This window comes from Nostoc sp., from assembly GCF_036917135.1.
Lineage (GTDB): Bacteria > Cyanobacteriota > Cyanobacteriia > Cyanobacteriales > Nostocaceae > Nostoc.
In genome coordinates this window covers 45,850-68,577 of the sequence record NZ_JBALEA010000018.1, presented here as the reverse complement: position 1 = coordinate 68,577, position 22,728 = coordinate 45,850, and the positions used below count along the sequence as shown (strand labels likewise).

Here is a 22,728-nt window from a genome sequence, read left to right as displayed (position 1 = left end):
TCTCAGTTGCACTCGACTTAATAAATCCTCAACATTTAAGAAACTGGTTTGCCAGTTGCTGTTACTGTACCTCATAACAGCCGTAAGTGCTGTAACGCTTGGGCTGAATCGGTTCGTGTTAATGGTGCAAAAGGCAATAACGCCAGATTGCTAAGAAATAGTGCCGAATCTTGTTCCCACATTCGTATAACTCAAAAACGGTGGGTTGTGACTTTGCTGACATATTCTTCGGTAAAAGCGATTTCGTTACTAGTCTCTTGCAAGAAAATCACTACCTGTGTCACAGGAACTTGATATTTCCGTGTCAATCTGACGTAATAATCTAGCATCCACAGAGAAATTGGTTTTTGGGATTTAATTGTGGTTTGAAATTCCAGGTGTAAAATCCGATTTTCTGTTTGCAGAAATGTCACGGAATCAGCGCGGATCGGTTCAATGCTCAATTCGGTTTTTAATATTTCAACTTTTCGCGGTTCTTGATTTAATAACCAACGAGTAAAATCACGGGGATATTTTTCTGCGAGTATTTTACAAAGGTTGTCGTATTCTGCCATCTGGCATGATTGCACCTGATTTTATTAATTATTTTTTGATACATTACGCTTAACTCAGCCACGGTAAAATATTGGCTTTGCTAACCAATGCCCAACGCCCAATTAATAATCAATTTCTCTCCACCCATGCATGGCTGCTATGCCTTTTGTAACCCATTCGATCACAATTGGGGGAGCTTCTGAGATCAAAATGCTAGGATAAACTGCTGCACCCCAGTCGGGATGAATTAACACACGGCATTGATTTTTAATTACTGGATAGTTGAGCAAAGCTTTGACAACTGCTGTGTCATCGTGGGGAATTGCTCCGGGATGGGACAGTAAAGGGTAGCCTGTGCGAGGGTCGATTAGGTCTGTTAAATAGCCGCGATCGCGCAGATTAAATGCCAAGTCGCAGCCAAATCGCATAAACTTTTCTCGCAAGCGTTCTTTCTCTGATTCTACTTCTGCTGTCTTTTCGACTAATTGATAACGTGATCGCTGTAAGACAATCACTACTCGTAAAAATGGCTGCCGTTTCCAATCTGGTAATATCCGTTCGCAGTTGGCACAGATATATTGACTGGGAGGATGAATTGAAATTTGAACCGCTTGTCCCGTTTCACCAACTAAATTAATGGGACAGGCTTGCTCCGAAGTGTAAACCTTGGGATAGTTCACTAAATTGATTCGGCTTATGCAAGTTTTTTAATTTAATCTCCGGTATAGATGATACCTCTTAAAAGTTAAGAAAAACCATCATTTTCCTATAATATGTTACTTTTTTTGAAACCAGTTACTAATAATTTTAGAAATTTAATCCGAATTTTATCCTTTATTAACCTGTTCTGATGGGATTTGCTGCGATCGCTGTAGGCGTTCGCATCGGTGCAGGTGTGGTAGACAAGCGATGTATAGAGGCTGGCTCCGCCTACGCTCCTAAAATTTGTTAGAGCAAAATCCCAAAAAATGACCTCCATCTCAGAAAATTTGCAGTCAAAACTAAAATGGATAACTGTCAGCAAACCTGGATTAAACAGCTATCTGGTGAAGCACAGCGCTTTAGAGTTTAAAGCAGAAAAAACAAAGGTAATCGAGCTATACAGCCTACTTTCCATCTGACTCAATTAATTAAGTTTTAAAGAATTTACTGGCACTTCATCCCAAGAATCCACTGTCCGTAATCGCGCTACCCAACCTGCTGCTTTTTGCGTCTCGGTCAAATTATTCTCAAATGAATCATGACAATCTTTGGCTTGAGATTCATTACAAGTGGCAATACAGGCATGAATCATCCCCGACGGATCAATTTGCTCATTTACCCAAATAGTCATGGAATATTCCCTCAAAAACTGTAGCGAAAAAAGCTATTCGTTATTTTAGAATACTATTAGAGTCGAAAGTTTTAGAGCAAAATCGGTAACAAGTAGTAAACTAATCGCAATTACCGATTACTAATTTACAATTACTGACTTCCGCTTCATCTGGTAGGCGCATAGGATTTATCTTCTCTTTCGTAGCGACGGCGGTAGAGTAATTCAAAGCACTAACTACATTATCAAGGCGATAAAGCTGTAGCACCTCTCGCACCACCTTGTTTTGCCGATTATTTATCCTTACCCAAAAGATGATCCGTTCGATAATCAGCGCCACGCCTAACAAAGAAAATGCCAGCAGAGGCCACATGACTACGCCACCTGCTGTAAACAGATTACTAATTTCCATTTATTATTTTTTAACTTACCAACAACGCTAGATTAACAGATTGTTGTTTGAGCAAAGTTGATATTATTTCCCGAAAGGAATTGCTCTGCAAGTTTTAAAGTGTTAGCAGCAAGTACGGCTTGCCAAAAGTGCATGGATGTTTTATAGCAACTATCAAATTTATAAGATATACTGAATTTAAGATAAAAGTCCCACTGCTCCGTTACAGGAGTCGTAACAGTGAGTAGGCTCGTTGCCCTATAACAGGGGTCGTAACAACGAGAAATGTCTAAACATATCCATAAGCCAGAAGGGTTAATTATGACTATAAGCAAGGAAAAAATACTTAATAAAGGTTCAACCAATGCCCAAGTTTCACCACGAGAAGAAATCGTATTGCTTGCACTCTACAACAAAGAACTCTATGGTCTCCAAATTCCGCAGGCTATGGAAGAGGCTAGCGGCGGTAATACTAAAATGGGGATTGGCACCCTTTACCCTGTTCTCCATTCTCTGGAAAAGAAAGGGCTTGTTGAATCCCGTTGGGGAGATGAAGGGCGTGAAGAACGAGGTGGAGCAAGGCGGCGCTATTACAAACTTACAGGTAGCGGCGTTGCGACTCTCGAAGCCGTCCAGTCTTTCCGCTCTAACCTACTTACTTGGCAACCGAGTTAGTGGGACAGCAGGCACAGAAATTGAAGATAACGATTGGGAATTTACTATAAAAGAAATTCAACTCAAGACACAACACCTGGAAGTCATAACATCTTTAAAATCAGAGGAAGTTATCAAAGTTGCCGAAGAGTTGATAGTTCAGAAAGTGGTGAAAGACTTAGAAGACTCAGTAGAAAATTTAGAGAAGCTCTCTAAATTAAAGAAGAAATTACACAAGTATAAAAAATCTGAACCTGCTGAAACTTGGGCTAGTAGGTGGATAGCTTCGCCAATTGCTTACCTCTTCCCCCCAGAACGACGTGAAGAATGGCTAGGGGATTTGTACGAAGTCAATAGGGAGATGCTGCACAAAGACTATCCTCGTTGGCAGGTTAATCTTAATAATGTTTTGAAAACTGTCATCCTGGTAATTTCTGCTTTAAAAATCAGGCTATCAGATTTATTCTCACTAGGTAAAGTCAAGAGCGAGTAAAGGAAAATGTATTCAGTAAAGGAAAATGTATTCTGAAGGATGGCGTAGAGTAATTTAGCAATCCGCCATTTTTCTTTGATAGAGATATACTCTAACGGTAACGTGAGTTCGATGAACCTCTCCCTCCCAGCCTCCCTCTCCGAAACGGAAAGGGAGGAGCAACGAAATAATTCAGCTTTTTGCTCCCCTCTCCGCGTCGGAGAGGGGCTGGGGGAGAGGTCAAACAAGGCTTGTCGAACTCACGTTAACGGTAAATGGAGATACATCGGATGAGCAAGCCTAATTTTCATGCAATGAGTCAGAAAGAGTTACATGATTACGTTCTTGCTCATCGGGAAGATCAAGAAGCCTTCTACGCTTATGTGGATAAGCTACATAGCGAAGGTAATTGGATTGAAATGCGACCGTTACAGTCAGAACAGGATTTAGAAAATTATCCTCAGTTCATTGAGCGTATTCGCAGTAGTTCTCAGCCACGAGATGGGGCAGTTTAACGCTGCATTGCAGTTACAGCAGCTTTTCGGCTATCCTCAGTTTCGCCGATCGCGATCGCGGATTCTTCCCAATTTCCTCTTCTTGAGCAATAATCGGTTTTTTTGTCAAGACTTTTAATAAAGGTGAATTTCTTAAACCATGCTTCACCGGGCGATCTTCCAAACTGTGAAAACTGATAATCACAATTCTGCCACCAGGAACAAGGGCATTTGGCGCTTGATCCAAAAAGGTTTCTAGGGATTTTAACTCATCGTTGACGACAATTCGCAGAGCTTGAAAAACACGGGTAGCCGGGTGAATTCTCCCATAACGGTATTTTGGGGGAACTGAAGAAGCGATCGCTTCAGCCAATTCTGTAGTCGTGTGCAACGGACGGCGTTCTACAATACGACGAGCAATGCGCCGCGATAATCTCTCCTCGCCGTACTTAAAGAAAATATCTGCTAATTCTGCTTCATCCCAATTATTAATCACATCAGCAGCAGTTAGCGATCGCCCCCGATCCATTCGCATATCCAAATTTGCCGCTTGGCGAAAGCTGAAACCCCTTTCTGCTTGGTCTAAATGGTAAGAACTCACCCCCAAGTCGGCTAAAATACCATCGAAAGTGTTGGGGGGAAATTCGTAGTCACCAAAGTTGCGATGAATAAATTGTATGCGATCGCTAAACTCAGCTAATTCTTTCCTCGCTGCTGCTAAAGCATCCTCATCTTGGTCAATCGCCGTTACCCGCACATCCGCAGCAGCTTCTAAGATTAGGCGACTATGACCACCACCGCCTACCGTCGTATCAAGATAATGACCTCCTGGAGATACCGCTAGACCTGCAATCACTTCCTGCGGTAACACTGGTAGATGGGAAAATATCGGTTCTTCAATAGCTAGCTGACGATTCATGAGACTTAGGGCAAAAAACCACAGATTAACTTTAATTATCTATTCTTTTGTTTGTGTCTTAGTGTGTTTCTAGTAAAAGGGCGGTTAGAAACCGCGTCTACAGAGACAAAACCCACCTCCGTGGGTTTCAAACACTCAGTTTTTCTTTAGTCCGCACAGGCGGACGAGAGTTTGTGTAGCCGCGTTCGCCCAAGCCGCGCACCGGAGGCTCTATTCCTGGATTTATCACCACATCTCATTAATTAAATAAGTAATGAGTAATGAGTAATAAGTAATAAGTAATGAGTAATAAGTAAGATTTTTTACTCATTACTCATTACTTCACCCGCGAAGGGAGCAGGGGAGCTTGTGAGAAATGCGGGTATTGCATTCGCTGGGGTTTAAGTTGACTATTTTTTACCTTTTTTCTGGTAAATCATCGAATTTGGTATCCGTTTTAATTTTTTATCCATATTTAAATTGCTATTTAAAATAAAACTGCTATTTAAAATAAAAATGAATACATTACCGGGCAATTCATTTTCCTCTAATAAGCTATTCACAAGTTTAGAGCTATCGGCTTCATAAATACGACTACCTTCCCAAAAACTAAATCCACGCTTCACAGCTAGAACATAAAGTGGTTTTTCAGGAAAATATTGTAGATTTTTTTGAACTAAATAAGCAGTTATTATCTGCGGGTAATGAGATAACTGCTGACGAAGCTTATTTACCTCTATCTCAGAGAGATTATGATGGTGAAATTTATCATTTTTTTTCAAACTAGAGCGCTCTTTCTGTGCTTTTAAAATTAATTTATGATAATTTTCTGCACGTTCTTGATAAGACTTCGCCTCATTGTTTTTACCTTGGTTTTTAAGAAAATAGCAAATTATCTGACAACCTCCTATGACTATACTTGAGTCTTGCTCTATTGCCTTTTCAATGTATTCTATTCCAGTCGCATCTTGTTTTTTTAATAATATTTGACCTAGTAAATAATTAGCTGATGCATGATAAGCATCATGATGAATAATTTCTTGTAATAGAGGTATAACAGCTTCTTCACCCTCAAGTTCCAATGTCAAAAATGCTCGCTGACTAGCTTCTTCTAAAGTTAGCTGTTGTTTTTGCGATTTGTGATTTAAATCTTTTAATGTAGCTATCGATTTTTGAAACTCAGCATATTTTTGTCGCCAAGGTGTTGCTATCTTTTCTCGCCAATTTTGACTAAAATAATCAATAAAGCTTTCTAATTTATCTCCTAAAAATTCTTCGGCAGCACTAATTTCAATTGGTGCAAAGATAGCTAATTTTTTCTGAGTATCGGCGATATATCCCAAGGCTTTTAATCTATCTGTCAGGCAAGGGTGAGTATCAGCATTGTTGGTTTTTTCCGTTAAAGCTTCACTTAAATAAGTACTTGTGATTTCCTGATGAAGTCTCTGGCTTAAAGCCTGCCTCATATCCATATAAGTCATTTTTGGTGGTTCAATCTCTGTCTGTATTTGTTTATAAATACTAGACCAAAAATATCTTTCTAAAAATCTAGATTTGACCTCCAAACTTATCAAAGCTTTAGCAGTATTTTGTTCTCCCGTTAAATCAACAGCACATCTATCTGCTTCATATTCATCCATTCGTGCCAATACAAAAGAATAGGCATTAAAAAATGGAATGTACCATATCAAAAACAGTTGAAAAATTAACAATGATAGATCATGTCCACTTTGTTGAAGTCCCTTAAGAATGCGATACCAAGTTTCGCGTTGGCGATAAATCCAACCACTGAAGCGGCTGTGATTTCCTGATAAATGTCCCAGTTCATGGGCTAAGACGGCACGAAATTGTTCGGGCGGCAGTGCTAGCATCAGTGGTAAACCCACAATTAAGTAATTTTGCTGCCATCCCAGCAAACCTAAGCGTGGTATTTGGACAACTGCTGCATTAAAATCGTTGGTCAGTAGAATGTGGTGAAACTCTGGAGCTTTTAGCTTCGATGAGATTTCGTTAATTAAACAATAGAGATTGGGTACATCTTTAGATTGTAATGGTAAACCTGTAGGTGGGGGAAAAGAAACCCAAAGCGATCGCAGCAATACAAATGCTAAGGTCAGCAAAAACAGAAGACCTGTCAAGGATTTATTACTTATTGACTGAGCGTTAAGCATCGAAAAGACAATACCTACCAGCAGGGTCAACGTTACAGTTAGAACCAAAAGTATATATGCGTAGCCCAAAGTAGCCAAAACAGCAACGTGCAATTTATAAAGATGCGGTTGTTTATTAGCAAAAGCTTCTAACTTCTGAATTAGCTTATCAAAACGCTCTTGATTGAAAGCCATAGATATGTATCACCCTCTTAAAACTGTAATATAACTGACACAATATCCCTATAGCTTACGTAAAAACCCAGAAGTCAATAGTCATTATTGAAAAAGAGGTAGGGGAGCAGGGAGCAGGGGGGATAGAAAAGAATTGGGATTCAACCCAATCAATTCGAGAACCACTTAGTAGAAGTGGGGGACTCAGACCCATTTTGCCCCCTTCATTACACGGCAGGAGTCAGGGGTCATTCCCCCCCGCCCCTTGCCTCTTCGTTGATGAAGATGCGTCTTCTTTCACCGCGTCCCCCACTCTCCAAGACGAACGCATCTTAATTGTTACAAAAATGGGGTGTCGCAACTTGGGCTAATACTTTTCCTCCCTGCCTTCTCTGATAAATTTCTTGGCGGGAGATGGGGCTTGACAGTGCGAATTTGAGATTTTTGAAGGAATAATCTCAAATCCAAAATTGTTTGACTGAGTGCAAATTCAAGCAAAGGCAGCTTAGGCAGGAAATATGATAGGGTTAGAAGGAAAGAATGCCTTAATTACAGGTGCAATATCAGGTATTGGTTAGGCGATCGCTATCAGACTTGCCCAACAAGGGTGCAACATCGCTATCAATTACCGCAAAGACCCTAAAGCTGCGGCAGATACCGAAGAGATGGCATTGCAAGAAATCTACGGAAATATCGGAAATTCTGGTGTGAAGTCGCTGCTGGTTCAGTGAGATGTATCTCAATCAGACATTGTTGACATCCTACCTTGTCTGAAGAGATGGCAGCCGCAGTAACTTTTTTAGCTTCAGATAACGGACTGACAAATAAAAAAACATCCCAAATTTCCTTGTGGGATGGGTGTCCGCACCCGTCCGATATTCAGGGCGGGCAGGACTTCGGCGTGAGCGCTACTTCGACCCTTCGACAGGCTCAGGGCAGGCAAGCTCAGTACAAGTCAGTCGAACGCTGCCCACCCCACAAGATGGATAATTTATTTCTTGAAAGTCCCTAAACCGCCCACATCACCGGACAAATGCTGTTTGTAATGTGGATTGACTTTATATGCTGACTTCCGGGAAACATGGTCAGCTTCAGGTAAGGGTTGCGTACTTTCCACAATTGAGTCGATATATACCATTAGTGGAATTAGACGGCTATGACTAGCACAATCAATAACAACAGCCAGATGGAAGCAGAAGCCTGGAAACTGTTGGAAAAGTCCATAATCTATTATCAGGGTAAACCCATTGGGACTGTAGCCGCCCACGATCCAGAGTTAGATGCACTCAATTATGACCAGTGCTTTCTCCGGGATTTTGTGCCTTCTGCCTTGGTGTTTCTCATGTACGGCAAAGCAGAGATTGTCCGCAACTTTTTAATAGAAACACTGAAATTACAAAGTCATGAAAAGCAGATGGACTGCTTTGAAGCGGGAGCGGGGTTAATGCCTGCCAGTTTCAAAGTAGTATTTAATGGCAATGAGGAATTTTTAATCGCTGATTTTGGTGAGCAAGCGATCGCTCGTGTTCCTCCAATTGATTCCTGTATGTGGTGGATTCTCTTGCTACGCGCCTATGAAAAAGCTACAGGCGATTTGTCCCTAGCGCGTCAGCCAAATTTTCAAGCAGGAATTAAACTAATTTTGGATCTTTGCTTGGTACATCGGTTTTCCATGTACCCAACCATGTTAGTTCCCGATGGCGCCTTTATGATTGACCGTCGTATGGGAGTTTACGAACATCCTCTAGAAATTCAAGCCTTATTCTACGCATCCCTCAGAGCTGCTAGTGAATTGCTTTTAGCAGATGGGGATGGCGATAGTTATCTAAGTAAAGTCAATAGACGATTGGGATCTTTGAAATATCATATCCGCAATTATTATTGGCTAGACCTGAAGCGATTGGGGGAAATCTATCGTTACAAGGGTAACGAATTTGGTAAAGAAATTGTTAATAAATTCAACATCCACTCAGAATCAATCCCCACTTGGTTAACGGAGTGGTTGCCGGAAACTGGAGGATATTTAGCAGGAAATCTGGGGCCGGGACGGATGGATTTTCGCTTTTTTGCTCTGGGAAATCTGATGGCAATCTTAGCTTCCTTAGCTAGCGACACAGAATCTGAAAGCATCATGAATTTATTTGCCCAACGTTGGCAAGACTTGATCGGCTATATGCCCGTTAAAATCTGCTTTCCAGCTTTGGAAGGTTTAGAGTGGAGAATTGTTACAGGATGCGACTCTAAGAACACCGCTTGGTCTTATCACAACGGCGGTAACTGGCCGGTTTTACTGTGGTTATTTACTGCTGCGGCACTGAAAACAGGTAGAATGGAACTTGCTCAAGCAGCGATCGCTATTGCCGAAAGGCGTTTATTTAAGGATCAATTTCCTGAATACTACGATGGCAAAAATGGTCGTTTAATTGGCAAAGAATCCAGAACTCATCAAACTTGGAGTATTGCCGGCTTGCTGGTTGCTAAAAAGTTTGTGGAAAATCCAGAGTACTTGGAATTAATCAGCTTTGCTGAGGGTCTTGAAGGGCCAGGTTGTAGCCTGTAGGTACTGAATGCCGTGCCAGGCTCTAAGAGGATGTTTATAAGTTAATAAATAGCAGATTTGTGCTAGGTAAAATCCTGATCAACAGATTGCAGCGATCGCACAGCCTCTTCTAGTACAGCACGGCGTTTCAATTCCCTTATACCAACTTGGTCATTATTATTCAGTCTCTTTATCATACCCTTACCAACTACGCTTTTAGCTGATTTTAAAATGCGCTTTTCTGGCTTTAACAAGCTAGATTCATTTTGGATTTTAACAGTCCTAGCAGTATTGGGTTTGATAGTAGGCGAAGTAATAGATATTCTAATTTTTGCAAGTAGCAGATACTAAAGCATTAGGGAGAAACGATAAAAATAGATTTGTATTATTAATTAATCATGGGCGTACAAATGTACCTTCATACCCTAATTGATTATTAGCAAGTTAAACTTAATGACAATGAATCACCAGAGAATAGGACTTTGGAATAGGGGTATAGTAAGCGATCGCTCTTCGGTAAAAAGATAACGCTAAAAGTCAGGTCAAAGAACGTGGTATTCTCTCTCTGGAAGCAGAAGGGTATTGTGTGATTTGAAGGAAAGGAGTGTGGACGTGAGATTACCGATTTTCGTTTCCCTTGTAATATCGTTAACAGCATTAGTCGATTCTGCGCTAGCCAAAGCTGCAAAGACTCCAAAGCTGTGGGATCACAGAACAACACAATTGGCCGCAGTACCACAAATAACTTGGAGCGATAATGCCTCAAGTCTACGTGGACAGGTAAACCAAGATTTCGCATTCATTTGTCCACCGAATGGTTATACTTACAGAGTATGGGGCACTGACGTTTATACCGACGATTCCTCAATTTGCAATGCCGCTGTACATGCCGGAGTAATCACAACTAGAAATGGCGGACAAGTGACAATTAGAATTCGTCCGGGAGCAGGGGCTTACAATGGAACGACTCGTAATGGAGTGAGCACCTTAAACTACGGTAGTTGGGGAGGAAGTTTTATTTTCCTTGGTTCAACACGATCACCAGGATCACTGCAATGGAATAGCACAGCCTCAAATCTACGTGGACAGATAAACCAAGATTTTGCATTCATTTGCCCGCCAAATGGTTATATTTCCAATGTATGGGGCACTAACGTTTATACGGACGATTCCGCAATTTGCAATGCCGCTGTACATGCTGGACTAATCACAACTAGAAATGGCGGACAAGTGACAATTAGAATTCGTCCGGGAGCAGGGTCTTACAATGGAACGACTCGTAATGGAGTGAGCAGCTTAAACTACGGTAGTTGGGGAGGAAGTTTTATTTTCCTTGGTTCAACACGACCACTGCAATGGTATGACACAGCCTCAAGCCTACGTGGACAGGTAAACCAAGATTTCGCATTCATTTGTCCGCCGAATGGTTCTATTTACAAAGTATGGGGCACTGACGTTTATACGGACGATTCCTCAATTTGCAATGCCGCTGTACATGCTGGACTAATCACAACTAGAAATGGCGGACAAGTGACAATTAGAATTCGTCCGGGAGCAGGGGCTTACAATGGAACGACTCGTAATGGAGTGAGCAGCTTAAACTACGGTAGTTGGGGAGGAAGTTTTATTTTTATTAGATGATGACTATCAGTAATTCACTGGAAAATTACTGTGGCAGACAACGGCTTTGCCTTGGAACATAAAAATCAAGTTGTTGAGTAGTTCCTGAACAGATGCCAGAGAATTTACGCTAGCACTAATACCAACTAAGCTGATGTGCAGCTAAATTTCATAACACGAAAACGCAAAATTATTGTAGTGTGGGCATCTTGCCCGCTTCCAATATACAAATTAAATAGGCAACAGCTAAGTATTGCAAGGCGTAATTCCAAATTCATAATTCCCGGAATACTACGATCGCTGCGATCGCACAACCTCTTTTCTACCAGAGGCTACGCCAACAAGTTACTCTTCCTCTAAATCCCCTTCTCAAATAGCCAATAACTGATACACTATATTGTAAGAGGTATCTGAAGTGTAATACTTAGTAATATCACAAGATAGTCTTTGCATCATTAACACGTTTTAACGTGTATAACCCATGAAAACTACTTCAGATTTAATTCCAGAATTTGAAAAACTATTCAGACAAAAATTACAACTAAATAATTGTAAACTCAGAAAGAAAAGACAAGAGAATAATTATGAAATTATTACTCCAGCTAAAGACATTTTTTTGATGTATTGGTCTGAATTCCCAGAAATTAGTTTAATATATCAGGCTGTAGGGGTACGCAATCAACAGACTGGAGTTTATGAACGAGCTATCCGTTCCCACATTAGTTCCTGTTTGACTAGTATACAGGAAAATCCTACCTCTGAATCACCATTACTGGTGAAATAACTAATAATTTACTAAACTCTCGCCATTTTTGTCATCTAACTGACGAGAGTTTCTCAGCAAAAATCTGTTGATCAAGAGATAAAAATGGAATCCGAAAAAAATCCAGATCAGCCAGATTATAAAACTTTGTTAGCCAATGCCAAGCAAGCCTTAAAACTTGAATACCATAAATCAACAGCTTTAGCTTCCCAACTGCAAGCCATAAAAACTCAGTTAGAGCAAGTTCAGGCTGAAAATAAAACTTTAAGGGAAAGTGCTTATGAAGATGTAATTAAGCACTTTGAGGCGCGGACTCAAGCAGCAGAAGCATTAGCACTAAAAACAGAAGTGCGCCAAAGATTCCTTGAAGCCAATGGTTGCAATGATGATCAGAGCTTCGATAATCTATGGGATAGCATTAAAAGTAAGATCCAGATCCAAGACGGTGAAGTGAGAATCGTTGCTCAAAATGGCACTCCTAAATTCACCTTAACAGGCAACATGATGACTTTGAGAGATTTTATTCAATCCCTCAAACAAGACCCAATCGCTGGAAAATTTTTCTTGAACTAGAGAGCCAAATTAAAATAAGCTGTTCCACAAATAACCTTGCATAATTAGGGCGCTCATGTTGCCCACCCCACAAGAGTTATATTAATTTTCAATATGCAAACTAGATGTGGTTTAGCTTAATTCGTAATCCGTAATGAAAGTATCTCGCTAGAAGCCGAATAAGGATTATAGCAGAAAGCTATTCATCTTCGTCTCCTGGTGGTCGTTCACTCTCGCTTTGTTGGGCATTCCACTCCAAAACAATGCGCTCCAACATCTCAGATTGCGTACAGTTATTAACATCAGCGTACATTTGAATCAACTGCCTCACCTTTGGGCTAATGTGGCAAATCTCTAGTTGGTTACTTTGTACCATGTCCATTAACTTTTAGTGTGTACTAAATATGTTGAACTATGAAAATCGCTTAACCTGGCGGGGCTGGTTCTTCAAAGGGACGGATAATCGCAGGGGCTGGTGTAACCTCCGGTTTAAAGATTCCCTGTAATGCTTGTTCTAAGGTTTGTGCCATGACAATCCGGTTTTCGTAAGCTACCACTACCCTGACTAAAGTCGGTAGGCTATTCTGTGTAGCTTCTAGATAGATTGGCTCGACATACAGTAGCGATTGCTCAATAGGAATTACTAGTAGATTGCCTTGAATGGCTCTCGACCCTTGGCGATTCCACAGGGAAATCTGCTGGGAAATTACTGGGTCTTGGTTAATTCGCGCCTCGATTTGCTCTGGGCCGTAAACCAGGCGTTCTTTAGGAAAGACATATAGAAACAGCCTACCATAGTTATTCCCATCTGATCGCGCCGCTAACCAAGCGATTAAATTAGTCCGTTGTTTGGGAGTGTAGGGCAAAAGTAGGATAAATTCTTCTCTCCGAGAGGCTTCTCTTTCAGAGACGCGATCGCGATCGCCAACAAAGGATACCGTGGGTAGACTAGTAATTAAATAATACGGCTCTACCGGACGGGCTTCACTGCCATAGATTTCGTTGGGGATTTGCCACTGGTCTTCCCGATTATAAAATACTTGGGGATCGGTCATGTGGTAGGTCATCAACCGCTCCGATTGAATTTTGAAAAAGTCTACTGGATACCGAGTATGACTGCGGAGATTCACTGGCATTGTACTGAGCGCTTTGAACATTTGGGGAAATATCGCTGACCAAGTGGCAATGATCGGATCGCTCTGATCGGCAATATAAAATTTAACAGTGCCGTGATAGGCATCAATCACTACTTTGATAGAATTGCGAATGTAGTTAATACCATCGCTACCAGTGTCAGAGTAGGGATAGCGATCGCTCGTTGTGTAGGCATCAACAATCCAGTACAGATAACTGGGATTACTGGGGAAATCTTGATTAGCAGCAGCAGCTACTAAATAGGGATCGCTGTCAAACTTGAGGAAAGGTGCGATTGCTTGAATTCTTTCCTTGACATTTCGCCGGAGTAGCACCTTTGTATCTGGCAAAAAGTCCCGCGTCAGCAACATCTGCCAATCTTTCAAATACAGCGCAAATAGCCAGCGCCGCCATGTTGAACCGATTTCAACGCCACCCAGACCATCGTAAGAGTTGTAAACATTGTCACTACCACTTGGGTAGTCTAGCTCTCTAACTCTTGTGCCAGTCATGACATAATTATTCGTAATTTCACCGTAATAAATTCGGGGTTGTCCAATAGGAATACTTTGCCGAATGGCTTCGCTAAAAGTTGTGAGGGCGCTAGTATCACCGCTAATATCTTTGACAAAATATTCTGGTAGTCCACCCGGGCCAACGGTATTAACTGGGCTAACAGTAAACCCAAAACCGTGGGTATAAATTAAACGCCGGTTAATCCATGTTTGAGCTTCCTGTGGTACTGCACTGTAGTCTAATTCTCGTGCCGCAATCAATACCTGTCGCCGTTCTGTTGGTTCAACTGATTCTGGTGGCTTTTGGGTGGCAGATGGTCTGCGGGAAGTGACATCTTTTACTAGAGTATATCGATCAATATCGGCGTCGGGGAACCGATAATACGGGCGAATTTGTTGCAGTTGACGGTTGGTTTGTAATAGTGGTTGCTGATCCCAAAGGCGAATATTCCGAATTGTCAAGTCATTCTTTTGAATATCAGCTTCAGTCAACGTTCCTTGCGGGTTGAAAGTTCTGGCATCGATCGCTTCTAAATCGAATGCTTGGCGAGTCAAGGCGATAGTACGCTGAATGTAGGGTTGCTCTCGTTGCAACTCATTAGGTTGGACAATTAAATATTGCACCACAACAGGTAGAACAACGTTAGCAGCTACAACCATTACTAGATAAACCGCCAACCCGTAAAATACCAAGGGATGATACTGAGATTTGGGTTTCCAGAAAAGCGTTCGCCAAAGTAGGTAAAAGGCGATCGCAACTGCCAGGATGCACAAGATGGTATAAGCTGGCAACTGAACTGTCACATCCGTATAACTGGCACCATAACTTACTCCCCGGCTAGAATACACCAGTTCATAGCGACTCAGCCAATAACTCAGAGCCACCACCAGCATCAACAAGCCACCCATACCGTATAAATGACGCTGCTGCTGAGGCGAAAAACCGGGAAAAATTCCCTGACTCAAACTATTCCCTGACAGGAGATAAGTGAGAATAACGGCGACGAAGCCATATAAACATAATCCCATCAGCCAGAATTCTAGGAGTTCACAAAATGGTAGTGAAAATACGTAAAAGCTGATATCTCGACCAAATAAAGGCTCAGTGCTGTTGAAAAGGGTAGGGTGGAAATATTGCAGCACCTTTGGCCAATGTTGGAAGAGGATGAAGGCAAAAATGGGACTGAAGAGAATTGCGATCGCAGTTAATAAAAATTGGGGATAGATTAAAATTGCGATCGCTCCTCCCCCAATTAAACCGAGATACCAGACTTGAGAGACAATTTGCCTCAAAAGTTGCCAGATTGTCTCCGGTCGGAAGAGGCCGGGAATGGGTAGAATACCCTTATTAACTGGAGAATGCCAGTAATAAAGAGCAATTTGACCATAGTGAGCCAGCATTAACCCGATCAACAAACTCAGTACTAGAGTTAGGGGTAATAACCACCGCAATTTTAATGATTGAAAGCCTTGCGGCGCAAATATAAGGGTTTCGTTGCCTCTTGGATAATTAGCACTGAGAAAATTTGTTAATTCACTGCTTTGTTGTGCGTTGTCAATCTTCAAAGACTGCGGATATTTTAACCGTTGTGCTAGAGCCAGATTTAGCAGTAGATAGACAGAAGTTATCCCAGCTACCACCACCCACAAAACCCCACGAGTCACTATCCTCAACAAAAATACTTTGAGGTAGCCGACTTCCTGGAACCAAAAAATCTCTGCTCCCAGGCGGGAACCCAGATCCAACAGTAGCCACAGCCCCAATAATCCGATTAATAGTCTAAAGCCCCATTTCCAATACATTCCGTGGCAGCCAAACTATCTGCAAAGCAAACCTTACTGCATTAAGGAAAGTATTTGATACTTTTCCAAAAATTATTACTTTATTACTACTTTCCACAATAGCTGAATTCAGCAACGCTGTGGGTTGGCAGACTCAATGAAATTTTCCTCCATTTTCAGACAGAGGGCAGCCTAAACCTAGACTTTCCTCAGTCAATATACTTATCCCTACCTCATTTGATAATTTCATTTAGGGACTGACAAGAAATAAATTACCCAAATAAACGTAGACGCAAAGCGGCTTGCCGCAGGCTACCACTCCAGACACAGAGAAGCCAGTGCTGACCAGACTTGTACCCCTTTGGGGATCTTGCTACGCGCAGCGTCTCCCCCTGGGAGAAGCAACTGGTGCAACACAGAGGAATAAGGAGGAGAGAGTTTTTTCGCCAGTTTTTTGAGTATTTTTTTATTTGTCAGTCCCTTACCTAAGAAGCGAGCTTTTTTTTACAAAGTTATTTTGTTGCTCAAAACCCTTGCCATTGATTCACTTCGCTTCATGTACCCAACTCTTGGAGACGCTACACCGACGGGAACACCAGGGGCGAACACAATGACATACTGATAAATTTTCTCGCCTACCTACTTAATATCCGTAATCTTCATCTTTCCTTAAAGAAAGCAAGAATAAAAATACAGTTTCTTTATGTAAAGTATCTCTTCTCACGAAAATTTCATAATTGGTTGTAAAGCATAGACATTATCTTCATTTTTCTGTCAGTATAAGTGACTTGTTTAACCTGAAACCTTTTTAAAAAGCTACTCAACCTACTTTTTTGAGCATTAAGCATAAATCTAGTGATTTTACCATGTCATTTAGTAGTAAATGAATCACATACTTACTGAAGAAGGAAGAAAAAACTGCAACTACTACAAGAATTATGTTTTTCAAGAAAATTGCCTTAATCGCTGCTCTCTCTACAATTGCTTCTGTTAGTTATGGTGCTTCAGCAGATGCTTTCTCATTTACATACGAGCCTGGATCTTACCGCCAAGCTACAGATGTAAATGAAGGTGTTTTTTCTGATAATGTTAATATCAATGGTTATACAACCTTTGACTTTAATAATGGGGGAACACCAGGCAATCAACTAGTAAAATATTCTTTTTCTCAAGGTAGCTATTCCACAACAGCTTATTCTGGTCAAACTGGTATTTACTCAGATGTTTGGGCACCTTCTGGAGCTAGCGCAGAAATCAATAAAAGTGATTACTTAGCAGTTTTCTCTAATAGTAATGTCACTATTCAAGCTCAGGGCAATAATACTTTTACTTATTTCGGTTTTGACGCAGGCGCTCTCAGCGTAGGCAATACTTTGCAATTTTTCAACGGAACCACTTTAGTCAAAGAGTTAACATATAATGTATTAAACTCAATGGCTACTGTTGAAGCTTTCCAACATGGTGAGCAAAAGAATGGCTTCTTTCAGTTTTTCTCAGAGGGTACGAATGATACCTTTAATAAAATTGTAATTTCTCAGACAGATGGTGGCGGCTTTGAAAGTGACAACCATACATTTCGTGTTGAAACTGTGCCTGAACCAAGTCTTACTTTTGGTATGCTAGCTTTAGCTGGGTTATTTATGTACAAACGTCAGAATAAAAAATTGCAAAACGCCAAGAAATCTGCCTAAACAAAAGTTTAGTTTAGGTGATTTAATCAAACTTTGTCTAAAACAGTTCTTATATTCTTAGATATAGTATGTAGCGAAGGATCTCTAAAATCCTTCGCTTTGTATTTACGTTAACTTTTGCTCAGGTTACGGTTGATATTTTGGTCAATTAATGGGTAAAAGCACACTGATTAAGATGACCAAACAAGCTGGTGAGTATGAATTAGGATTAGGACTTGCAAGTGCGATCGCCAGAATCAAGGTAGTATTCAAGTACAAAGTCAGCTGGCAGTACCTTTACACTCATGCTGACTCTGCAAGACTAAGCCGGTTACCCGAAAAAGCTTGTCAGCGATCGATACATACTGTATATATCTATCTTTAGGCATAGGAAAATTTTATGCTGATTTCATCTTTTTGTGAAACGCTATGGATAGGGTGAACGGTAAGACATTTCAGACATTTATATACCTTCATTGATGACAAGTGATTGCTAAAAATATGTTAGCCAGGGGTAAAATTCTGTGGTTGAGGCTTTCCCGTCAGATGCTTCGACCCAGACGCTTGGCTTTCGTGGAAGCTTGCCTGATTGGTCTAGTTTCTGGGCTAGCGGCAGTTCTGTTAGGACAGGCGGTGGATTGGGCTGGTGCATGGCGAGTGCGTGTTTCTTACCTTTGGCCTGCATACTTGGTGCTACCAGGTATTGGGTTAGTAGGAGGAATCTTAGCTGGTTGGCTAGTAGAACGCTTTGCACCAGAAGCATCAGGTAGTGGGATGTCGGAAGTGAAAGCGGTATTGGCTCGCGTGCCGATGCCCTTAAATCTGCGGATTGCTTTGGTCAAGTTGATCAGCGCTACGCTAGTGCTGGGTTCGGGAATGCCTTTGGGACGGGAAGGACCAACTGTCCAAATTGGTGCAGCTTTGGCAAATCAACTTAGTAACTGGGTACCGACTTCACCAGAGCATCGTCGCCAACTGATCGCCGCCGGAGCCGGGGCTGGGTTAGCTGCGGCTTTTAATGCACCTATTGCCGGTGTCCTTTTTGTAGTTGAAGAATTACTGCAAGATGTGTCAGGTATCACCCTTGGCACTGCGATTTTGGCTTCCTTCATCGCTTCAGTGATCTCCCGGCTCTATGGTAGTCACAGCCTGGATCTAAACCAGACTTTAGCATTTTCACATACAACTTTCTTTGCTCAAGAAATCCCTTTCTACTTAATTTTGGGACTGCTGGCAGGACTTCTAGGCATTCTGTTCAATAAAAGTGTGCTTGCGAGTCTGGCATTTAACCGTCGTTTGGTAAGCTTGAGTTTACCCTGGCGAATTGGAATTGTTGGGTTAATCAGTGGTTTGGCGATCGCTTTATTACCTGTTGCCTTTCGCGATCATGCTGGGCTGAGAGACATTTTACTTGTAGGCAGTGCTGACTGGTCATTTGCAGCGATCGCTTTTTTGGTTCAGTTTGCCCTAATTATTTTAACCTACGGCTCTGGAGCGCCAGGAGGTTTACTAGTTCCCACTCTGGGCTTAGGAGCTGCCCTTGGCTACTTAGTAGGCGCTACCGAACATAGCTTGCTGGGAATGAGTGCTGCAACAACTTATGCTCATGTGGGCATGGCTGCCTTTTTTAGCGCCGTCTCTAAGGTCCCAATTACAGCAGTGATCATTGTGTTTGAGATGACAACAGATTTTAATCTGGTGCTACCGCTAATGATTGCGTCTGTGGTTGCGTATTTAGTAGCGGAAAAAATTGACCATCGATCGCTCTACGACCTTTTACTAGAGTGGAAAGGGATTCACATCACCAAAGAGCCAAGTACAGAAGGCATTCTAGCACAACTGAGTGCGGCAGATGTCATGCAACGACGTGTCGAAACTCTCTCCAGTCAAATGAGTACTGATGAAGCTGTACAGGCATTTTCTGACTCTCACCATCGCAACTTCCCAGTTTTAGAAAATGGTAAAGTTGTTGGCATTGTGACTCAGAAAGATTTAGTTAATATTGCTTCGCAACAGTTAGGTGGAGATACGAGTATCAGTGAGATTATGACGCCAGAGCCAGTAACAGTAGGTATTACGGCTACACTGGCTTATGTACTGCACATCCTCAATCGTTATAACCTGAGCTGCTTACCTGTTACAGAAGGTCGCAAGTTAATCGGAATTATTACCCGCAGTGATATTATCCGCGTAGAAGCAGAGAGACTGAGTGGCAATACCCAACAGGTGGAACCGAAATCAGAACCTTCTTATGTGATTTACCAAACTCGCGCTCCGGCTACAGGCAAAGGACGGTTACTCATACCACTTTCACATCCAGAGACAGCCGAGACTTTACTCAAAATGGCATTTGCGATCGCCAAAGATCGCAATTACGAAATAGAATGCCTACAAGTGATTATTATTCCCTCTAGCCGCATCCCATCGGAAACACCAGTGCAAATCAGCAAAAGTCTGCAACTTTTGCAACGGGCAATAGTGTTAGGAGAGAATTCGCGGATTCCAGTTCACACCCAGATCCGAGTTGCCCATAATGTTGCTGGGACAATTTTGGAGACTGTGAAAGAGCGGCATATTGACTTGGTACTGATGGGTTGGAAAGGCACTACCTTAACTCCTGGTAGAGTTTTCAGCCGAGTGGTGGATACCGTAATTCGACAGGCAGGTTGTGATGTTATCTTGGCTAAATTAGATGATAAAAGAGCTTTTGATCGTTGGTTGTTGCCAATGGCAGGCGGCCCTAACTCCAGCCAAGCAATTCAGTTATTACCTGCTCTGGCTTCTTTAAGTACATCACCCCAAATCAAGCTATGTCAGGTTTTCCAGCCGAATAACTCCATTACTGACACAACATTGCTAGATAAATCTGTCCACTTTCTCCAACGCCGAGTTAGTGGTAAAGTGATCGCTACTCCAGTTCGTGCCAATTCTGTTTCTGAGGCTATTCTTAAGTGTGCAGAACTTGATAATAGTGATGTGATTGTGCTGGGAGCTAGCCGTGAAAGTCTCCTGCAACAAGTGATTCAAGGAAATATTGCCGAGAATATTTCTCGAAAAAGTAATTGTACAGTTATCATGATCAAAACTTAATTACCCAAGGGTCTGGTTTCGCTTTCGATAGTTGGAAAAAAGCGATCGCTATTCCCACAATTAAACCGAGATACCATTTATTACTGAACTAGTAGGAGTTGGCTAAACTCCTTTGCCGGTATGGCGTGACTTGATGGTTCCGTCTACAACAAACCGACGAACCGTGATTGGACTGCACCAGATTTCATGATGGAGGGACAATTTTGTTGAGGATGAGCAGCAAGGTGTAAGGGCACGGCAGTGCCGTGCCCCTACGGGTGTACCTCACGTAAACGAGAACCGCTATACCCAAACTTCTGCGTCTGAATCCCAAAATGCTTCAACCTTAAATGTGATTTGTGCCATCATTGAGTGCTTACAACGTAGTTCCAATTTAGAACATCTGAGTCATTGTAGGGGCACGGCAATGCCGTGCCCTTATCATGTGTTGCATCCCAACGCGAATTGATATTTATGACATAACACAGGGTTTGAAATCAAAAAGGGATGTCAAACAAGAAATCTCCATCGTCAAAATTACAGCACTTACGGCAGCTATGAGGTACATCCTCAAAGCTGAAAGCTATGCTAAAAGAGGGGCAAGGAGAAAACTGTATTGCATAATAGCGGGAAGCGCTGTATGTTGCGGGTTTTCTGGATCATCTGCCCAACGCTGAGGATTATTTAAAATATATTCTCGGATATTATCTATAGATTTTTGCTCTCTTCCAATGTGTTCATAAAAATTGCGTTGCCAGATTGATTGTCCTTTGGTCTGCCAAATTATATTAATGCGTTTGGTGACAACACCTTTATAGCTACGAATAACTGTAGAAATTGAACCATGTACAGGTTTAACGAATTTTTATCTGTTGCAATCAAGATGTTGATTGAAGGCACAAAATTGTTGTTCCCCAGCGTGTTTGTCAGTCATGATTAGGATGCCATGTAGATGGTTAGGCATGACTACAAAGGTATCTAATTCAATATGGGGAAAATGATCGGGTATTGTTTGCCAGTAGTTGAAGGCAATATGACCCAAACAATTTAACTGCATTTCGCTCTTAACCACATTACCAAATAAACATTGCCGCGCTTTGGTGCAAATGGTGATGAAATATGCGCCAGGTTGGGTGTAATCGTACCCTTTCAAGCGAATAGAATGGCGATGATGTATTTGTGGATCATAAGCCATGAATTTTTATATTTAGTTATTAGCAATATGTGTTTATTTTAATCGATGATTTTTATTTGCACCCATATACACAACGTAGGGGCACGGCAATGCCGTGCCCTCGAACCCATTTGGCATCTCAACGATAAACAATATTGTTTTGCACGATGCATATTAAATTTGAATAATACTAATTCCTTTACGGGAAATTACAAATAAATTCTTGGCTGGGGTGAACAGTTCTATCAGGGCACAACATTGTTGTGCCCCTACGCAAGATATTTGTGGTAGCTTTAGTTTGCAGGTTTGTAAAGATGGAATAATAAGGAAAATATTCGCCTTTGAATTACCAGCATTTACCTTTGGATCTCGGTTGTTGCAGTTCAGAGGTCGAAGTTCCGAGTTCAAAGGTCTAAATTCCGAGTTCAGAGGTCGAAGTTTCGAGTTCAGAGCTCGAAGTTTCGAGTGCGGAGGTTGAAGTTCCGAGTTCGGAGGTCGAAGTTTTGAGTTCAAAGGTCGGAGTTCCGAGTTCTGAAGGTGAAAACTGGAGTTCTGAGCCTAAATGGTGGAGATAATAAGTACAGACCATTGTAAGGGCACGGCATTGCCGTGCCCCTACCCATGTTCTTTACTCCAAACATATTTACGGCAGACTTCGCAGGCGGCTTTTGCTTCCTCAGTTTGCGGATTGGTGAAGATGGGATGGTAACGCAACCTGTTGCAACAGACTTGCAACCATGCACGCCAACCACCGCGCCACAACCGCACCGTGGTGTCACCACCGCCACTGACAATTTTCTGCCCATACTGGCTAAAGGCAACTGCATAGAC

General features: G+C 41.8%; 19 protein-coding genes and 4 pseudogenes. 12 read left to right on the top strand and 11 right to left on the bottom strand.

The features are described from left to right. Positions 1 to 92 precede the first annotated feature (92 nt). Positions 93 to 554: pseudogene (locus V7K50_RS04430) on the bottom strand (hypothetical protein); the annotation flags it as partial. Between the two features lie 102 nt (positions 555 to 656). Next, on the bottom strand, positions 657 to 1,214 hold the full coding sequence (locus tag V7K50_RS04425; protein ID WP_334957637.1) for a methylmalonic aciduria and homocystinuria type D protein: 558 nt from the start codon (positions 1,212 to 1,214) through the stop codon (positions 657 to 659). A gap of 288 nt (positions 1,215 to 1,502) precedes the next feature. Here V7K50_RS04425 and V7K50_RS04420 point away from each other — a divergent pair, with 288 nt between their 5' ends. After that, positions 1,503 to 1,655 (top strand): hypothetical protein, encoded by a 153-nt coding sequence (locus V7K50_RS04420; RefSeq protein ID WP_334957635.1) that lies wholly within the window; start codon positions 1,503 to 1,505, stop codon positions 1,653 to 1,655. Between the two features lie 5 nt (positions 1,656 to 1,660). Here the strand turns inward: V7K50_RS04420 and V7K50_RS04415 are convergent, their stop codons facing one another. Further along, positions 1,661 to 1,867: a glycogen debranching protein gene (locus V7K50_RS04415; RefSeq protein ID WP_292716925.1), complete on the bottom strand. Its 207-nt coding sequence runs from the start codon at positions 1,865 to 1,867 to the stop codon at positions 1,661 to 1,663. Positions 1,868 to 2,069: 202 nt separating this feature from the next. Beyond that, positions 2,070 to 2,258: pseudogene (locus V7K50_RS04410) on the bottom strand (MotA/TolQ/ExbB proton channel family protein); the annotation flags it as partial. A 300-nt stretch (positions 2,259 to 2,558) separates the two neighbouring features. Here V7K50_RS04410 and V7K50_RS04405 point away from each other — a divergent pair. The 3 genes from V7K50_RS04405 to V7K50_RS04395 all read left to right on the top strand — a co-directional run bounded on the left by V7K50_RS04405 (position 2,559) and on the right by V7K50_RS04395 (position 3,878). Further along, the gene (locus V7K50_RS04405) at positions 2,559 to 2,912 is read left to right on the top strand and encodes a PadR family transcriptional regulator (RefSeq protein ID WP_334957633.1); all 354 of its coding nucleotides are present in this window, start codon (positions 2,559 to 2,561) and stop codon (positions 2,910 to 2,912) included. Then, positions 2,797 to 3,384 (top strand): hypothetical protein, encoded by a 588-nt coding sequence (locus V7K50_RS04400; RefSeq protein WP_334957631.1) that lies wholly within the window; start codon positions 2,797 to 2,799, stop codon positions 3,382 to 3,384. Before V7K50_RS04405 ends, V7K50_RS04400 begins: the two co-directional genes overlap by 116 nt. Positions 3,385 to 3,653: 269 nt before the next feature. After that, on the top strand, positions 3,654 to 3,878 hold the full coding sequence (locus V7K50_RS04395) for a DUF6887 family protein (RefSeq protein ID WP_334957629.1): 225 nt from the start codon (positions 3,654 to 3,656) through the stop codon (positions 3,876 to 3,878). Positions 3,879 to 3,891: 13 nt separating this feature from the next. Here V7K50_RS04395 and rsmH read toward each other — a convergent pair whose 3' ends face one another. Together rsmH and V7K50_RS04385 are read right to left on the bottom strand one after the other, a co-directional pair. After that, on the bottom strand, positions 3,892 to 4,776 hold the full coding sequence (rsmH, locus tag V7K50_RS04390; RefSeq protein WP_334957627.1) for a 16S rRNA (cytosine(1402)-N(4))-methyltransferase RsmH: 885 nt from the start codon (positions 4,774 to 4,776) through the stop codon (positions 3,892 to 3,894). A gap of 389 nt (positions 4,777 to 5,165) precedes the next feature. After that, the gene (locus V7K50_RS04385; protein ID WP_334957625.1) at positions 5,166 to 7,100 is read right to left on the bottom strand and encodes a M48 family metallopeptidase; all 1,935 of its coding nucleotides are present in this window, start codon (positions 7,098 to 7,100) and stop codon (positions 5,166 to 5,168) included. Positions 7,101 to 7,597: 497 nt separating this feature from the next. Here V7K50_RS04385 and V7K50_RS04380 point away from each other — a divergent pair. Continuing rightward, positions 7,598 to 7,807, top strand: a pseudogene (locus tag V7K50_RS04380) (SDR family NAD(P)-dependent oxidoreductase); the annotation flags it as partial. Between the two features lie 263 nt (positions 7,808 to 8,070). Here V7K50_RS04380 and V7K50_RS04375 read toward each other — a convergent pair. After that, entirely contained in the window at positions 8,071 to 8,217 is a 147-nt protein-coding gene (locus V7K50_RS04375; RefSeq protein WP_334957623.1) for a hypothetical protein, read from the bottom strand. A gap of 18 nt (positions 8,218 to 8,235) precedes the next feature. On the opposite strand from V7K50_RS04375, the gene V7K50_RS04370 reads away from it, so the two are divergent. The 4 genes from V7K50_RS04370 to V7K50_RS04350 all read left to right on the top strand — a co-directional run bounded on the left by V7K50_RS04370 (position 8,236) and on the right by V7K50_RS04350 (position 12,574). Continuing rightward, the gene (locus tag V7K50_RS04370) at positions 8,236 to 9,639 is read left to right on the top strand and encodes a glycoside hydrolase 100 family protein (RefSeq protein WP_334957621.1); all 1,404 of its coding nucleotides are present in this window, start codon (positions 8,236 to 8,238) and stop codon (positions 9,637 to 9,639) included. Positions 9,640 to 10,224: 585 nt separating this feature from the next. Continuing rightward, positions 10,225 to 11,259 carry an LCCL domain-containing protein gene (locus V7K50_RS04360; RefSeq protein WP_334957618.1) on the top strand — a complete coding sequence of 345 codons (1,035 nt, stop codon included), beginning with the start codon at positions 10,225 to 10,227 and terminating at the stop codon, positions 11,257 to 11,259. A 460-nt stretch (positions 11,260 to 11,719) separates the two neighbouring features. After that, positions 11,720 to 12,022: a hypothetical protein gene (locus V7K50_RS04355; protein ID WP_334957616.1), complete on the top strand. Its 303-nt coding sequence runs from the start codon at positions 11,720 to 11,722 to the stop codon at positions 12,020 to 12,022. Between the two features lie 84 nt (positions 12,023 to 12,106). After that, complete coding sequence (locus tag V7K50_RS04350) at positions 12,107 to 12,574, top strand: hypothetical protein (RefSeq protein WP_334957614.1); 468 nt, start codon at positions 12,107 to 12,109, stop codon at positions 12,572 to 12,574. Between the two features lie 178 nt (positions 12,575 to 12,752). Here V7K50_RS04350 and V7K50_RS04345 read toward each other — a convergent pair whose 3' ends face one another. Together V7K50_RS04345 and V7K50_RS04340 are read right to left on the bottom strand one after the other, a co-directional pair. Next, positions 12,753 to 12,935, bottom strand: coding sequence for a hypothetical protein (locus tag V7K50_RS04345; protein ID WP_334957612.1), 183 nt, complete (start codon positions 12,933 to 12,935; stop codon positions 12,753 to 12,755). A gap of 43 nt (positions 12,936 to 12,978) precedes the next feature. After that, a complete protein-coding gene (locus V7K50_RS04340) occupies positions 12,979 to 16,005 on the bottom strand; it encodes a UPF0182 family protein (RefSeq protein WP_334957610.1) in 3,027 nt (1,008 codons plus the stop codon). 917 nt (positions 16,006 to 16,922) lie between these two features. Between V7K50_RS04340 and V7K50_RS04335 the strand changes: the two genes are divergently transcribed. From V7K50_RS04335 to V7K50_RS04325, 3 genes are all read left to right on the top strand, one after another. Beyond that, positions 16,923 to 17,675, top strand: a complete 753-nt coding sequence (locus V7K50_RS04335; protein ID WP_334957608.1) for an Npun_F0296 family exosortase-dependent surface protein — start codon at positions 16,923 to 16,925, stop codon at positions 17,673 to 17,675. Positions 17,676 to 17,850: 175 nt separating this feature from the next. Beyond that, entirely contained in the window at positions 17,851 to 18,039 is a 189-nt protein-coding gene (locus V7K50_RS04330; RefSeq protein ID WP_334957606.1) for a hypothetical protein, read from the top strand. 116 nt (positions 18,040 to 18,155) lie between these two features. Next, positions 18,156 to 20,744: a chloride channel protein gene (locus tag V7K50_RS04325; protein WP_334957645.1), complete on the top strand. Its 2,589-nt coding sequence runs from the start codon at positions 18,156 to 18,158 to the stop codon at positions 20,742 to 20,744. Positions 20,745 to 21,588: 844 nt separating this feature from the next. On the opposite strand, the gene V7K50_RS04315 is transcribed toward V7K50_RS04325, so the two are convergent. Together V7K50_RS04315 and V7K50_RS04310 are read right to left on the bottom strand one after the other, a co-directional pair. Then, entirely contained in the window at positions 21,589 to 21,918 is a 330-nt protein-coding gene (locus V7K50_RS04315) for a hypothetical protein (protein WP_334957604.1), read from the bottom strand. Between the two features lie 594 nt (positions 21,919 to 22,512). Beyond that, a pseudogene (locus V7K50_RS04310) lies at positions 22,513 to 22,698 on the bottom strand (hypothetical protein); the annotation flags it as partial. Between the last annotated feature and the right edge of the window lie 30 nt (positions 22,699 to 22,728).

Bases quoted from the DNA above. Each gene is read 5' to 3' on its own strand.
- V7K50_RS04325 (WP_334957645.1), top strand. From the start codon at position 18,156: ATGTTAGCCAGGGGTAAAATTCTGTGGTTGAGGCTTTCCCGTCAGATG.
- V7K50_RS04345 (WP_334957612.1), bottom strand. From the start codon at position 12,935: ATGGACATGGTACAAAGTAACCAACTAGAGATTTGCCACATTAGCCCA.
- V7K50_RS04335 (WP_334957608.1), top strand. From the start codon at position 16,923: ATGTTTTTCAAGAAAATTGCCTTAATCGCTGCTCTCTCTACAATTGCT.
- V7K50_RS04415 (WP_292716925.1), bottom strand. From the start codon at position 1,867: ATGACTATTTGGGTAAATGAGCAAATTGATCCGTCGGGGATGATTCAT.
- V7K50_RS04330 (WP_334957606.1), top strand. From the start codon at position 17,851: ATGACCAAACAAGCTGGTGAGTATGAATTAGGATTAGGACTTGCAAGT.
- V7K50_RS04385 (WP_334957625.1), bottom strand. From the start codon at position 7,100: ATGGCTTTCAATCAAGAGCGTTTTGATAAGCTAATTCAGAAGTTAGAA.
- V7K50_RS04405 (WP_334957633.1), top strand. From the start codon at position 2,559: ATGACTATAAGCAAGGAAAAAATACTTAATAAAGGTTCAACCAATGCC.
- V7K50_RS04340 (WP_334957610.1), bottom strand. From the start codon at position 16,005: ATGTATTGGAAATGGGGCTTTAGACTATTAATCGGATTATTGGGGCTG.
- V7K50_RS04355 (WP_334957616.1), top strand. From the start codon at position 11,720: ATGAAAACTACTTCAGATTTAATTCCAGAATTTGAAAAACTATTCAGA.
- V7K50_RS04350 (WP_334957614.1), top strand. From the start codon at position 12,107: ATGGAATCCGAAAAAAATCCAGATCAGCCAGATTATAAAACTTTGTTA.
- V7K50_RS04375 (WP_334957623.1), bottom strand. From the start codon at position 8,217: ATGGTATATATCGACTCAATTGTGGAAAGTACGCAACCCTTACCTGAA.
- V7K50_RS04420 (WP_334957635.1), top strand. From the start codon at position 1,503: ATGACCTCCATCTCAGAAAATTTGCAGTCAAAACTAAAATGGATAACT.
- V7K50_RS04370 (WP_334957621.1), top strand. From the start codon at position 8,236: ATGACTAGCACAATCAATAACAACAGCCAGATGGAAGCAGAAGCCTGG.
- V7K50_RS04315 (WP_334957604.1), bottom strand. From the start codon at position 21,918: ATGGCTTATGATCCACAAATACATCATCGCCATTCTATTCGCTTGAAA.
- rsmH (WP_334957627.1), bottom strand. From the start codon at position 4,776: ATGAATCGTCAGCTAGCTATTGAAGAACCGATATTTTCCCATCTACCA.
- V7K50_RS04395 (WP_334957629.1), top strand. From the start codon at position 3,654: ATGAGCAAGCCTAATTTTCATGCAATGAGTCAGAAAGAGTTACATGAT.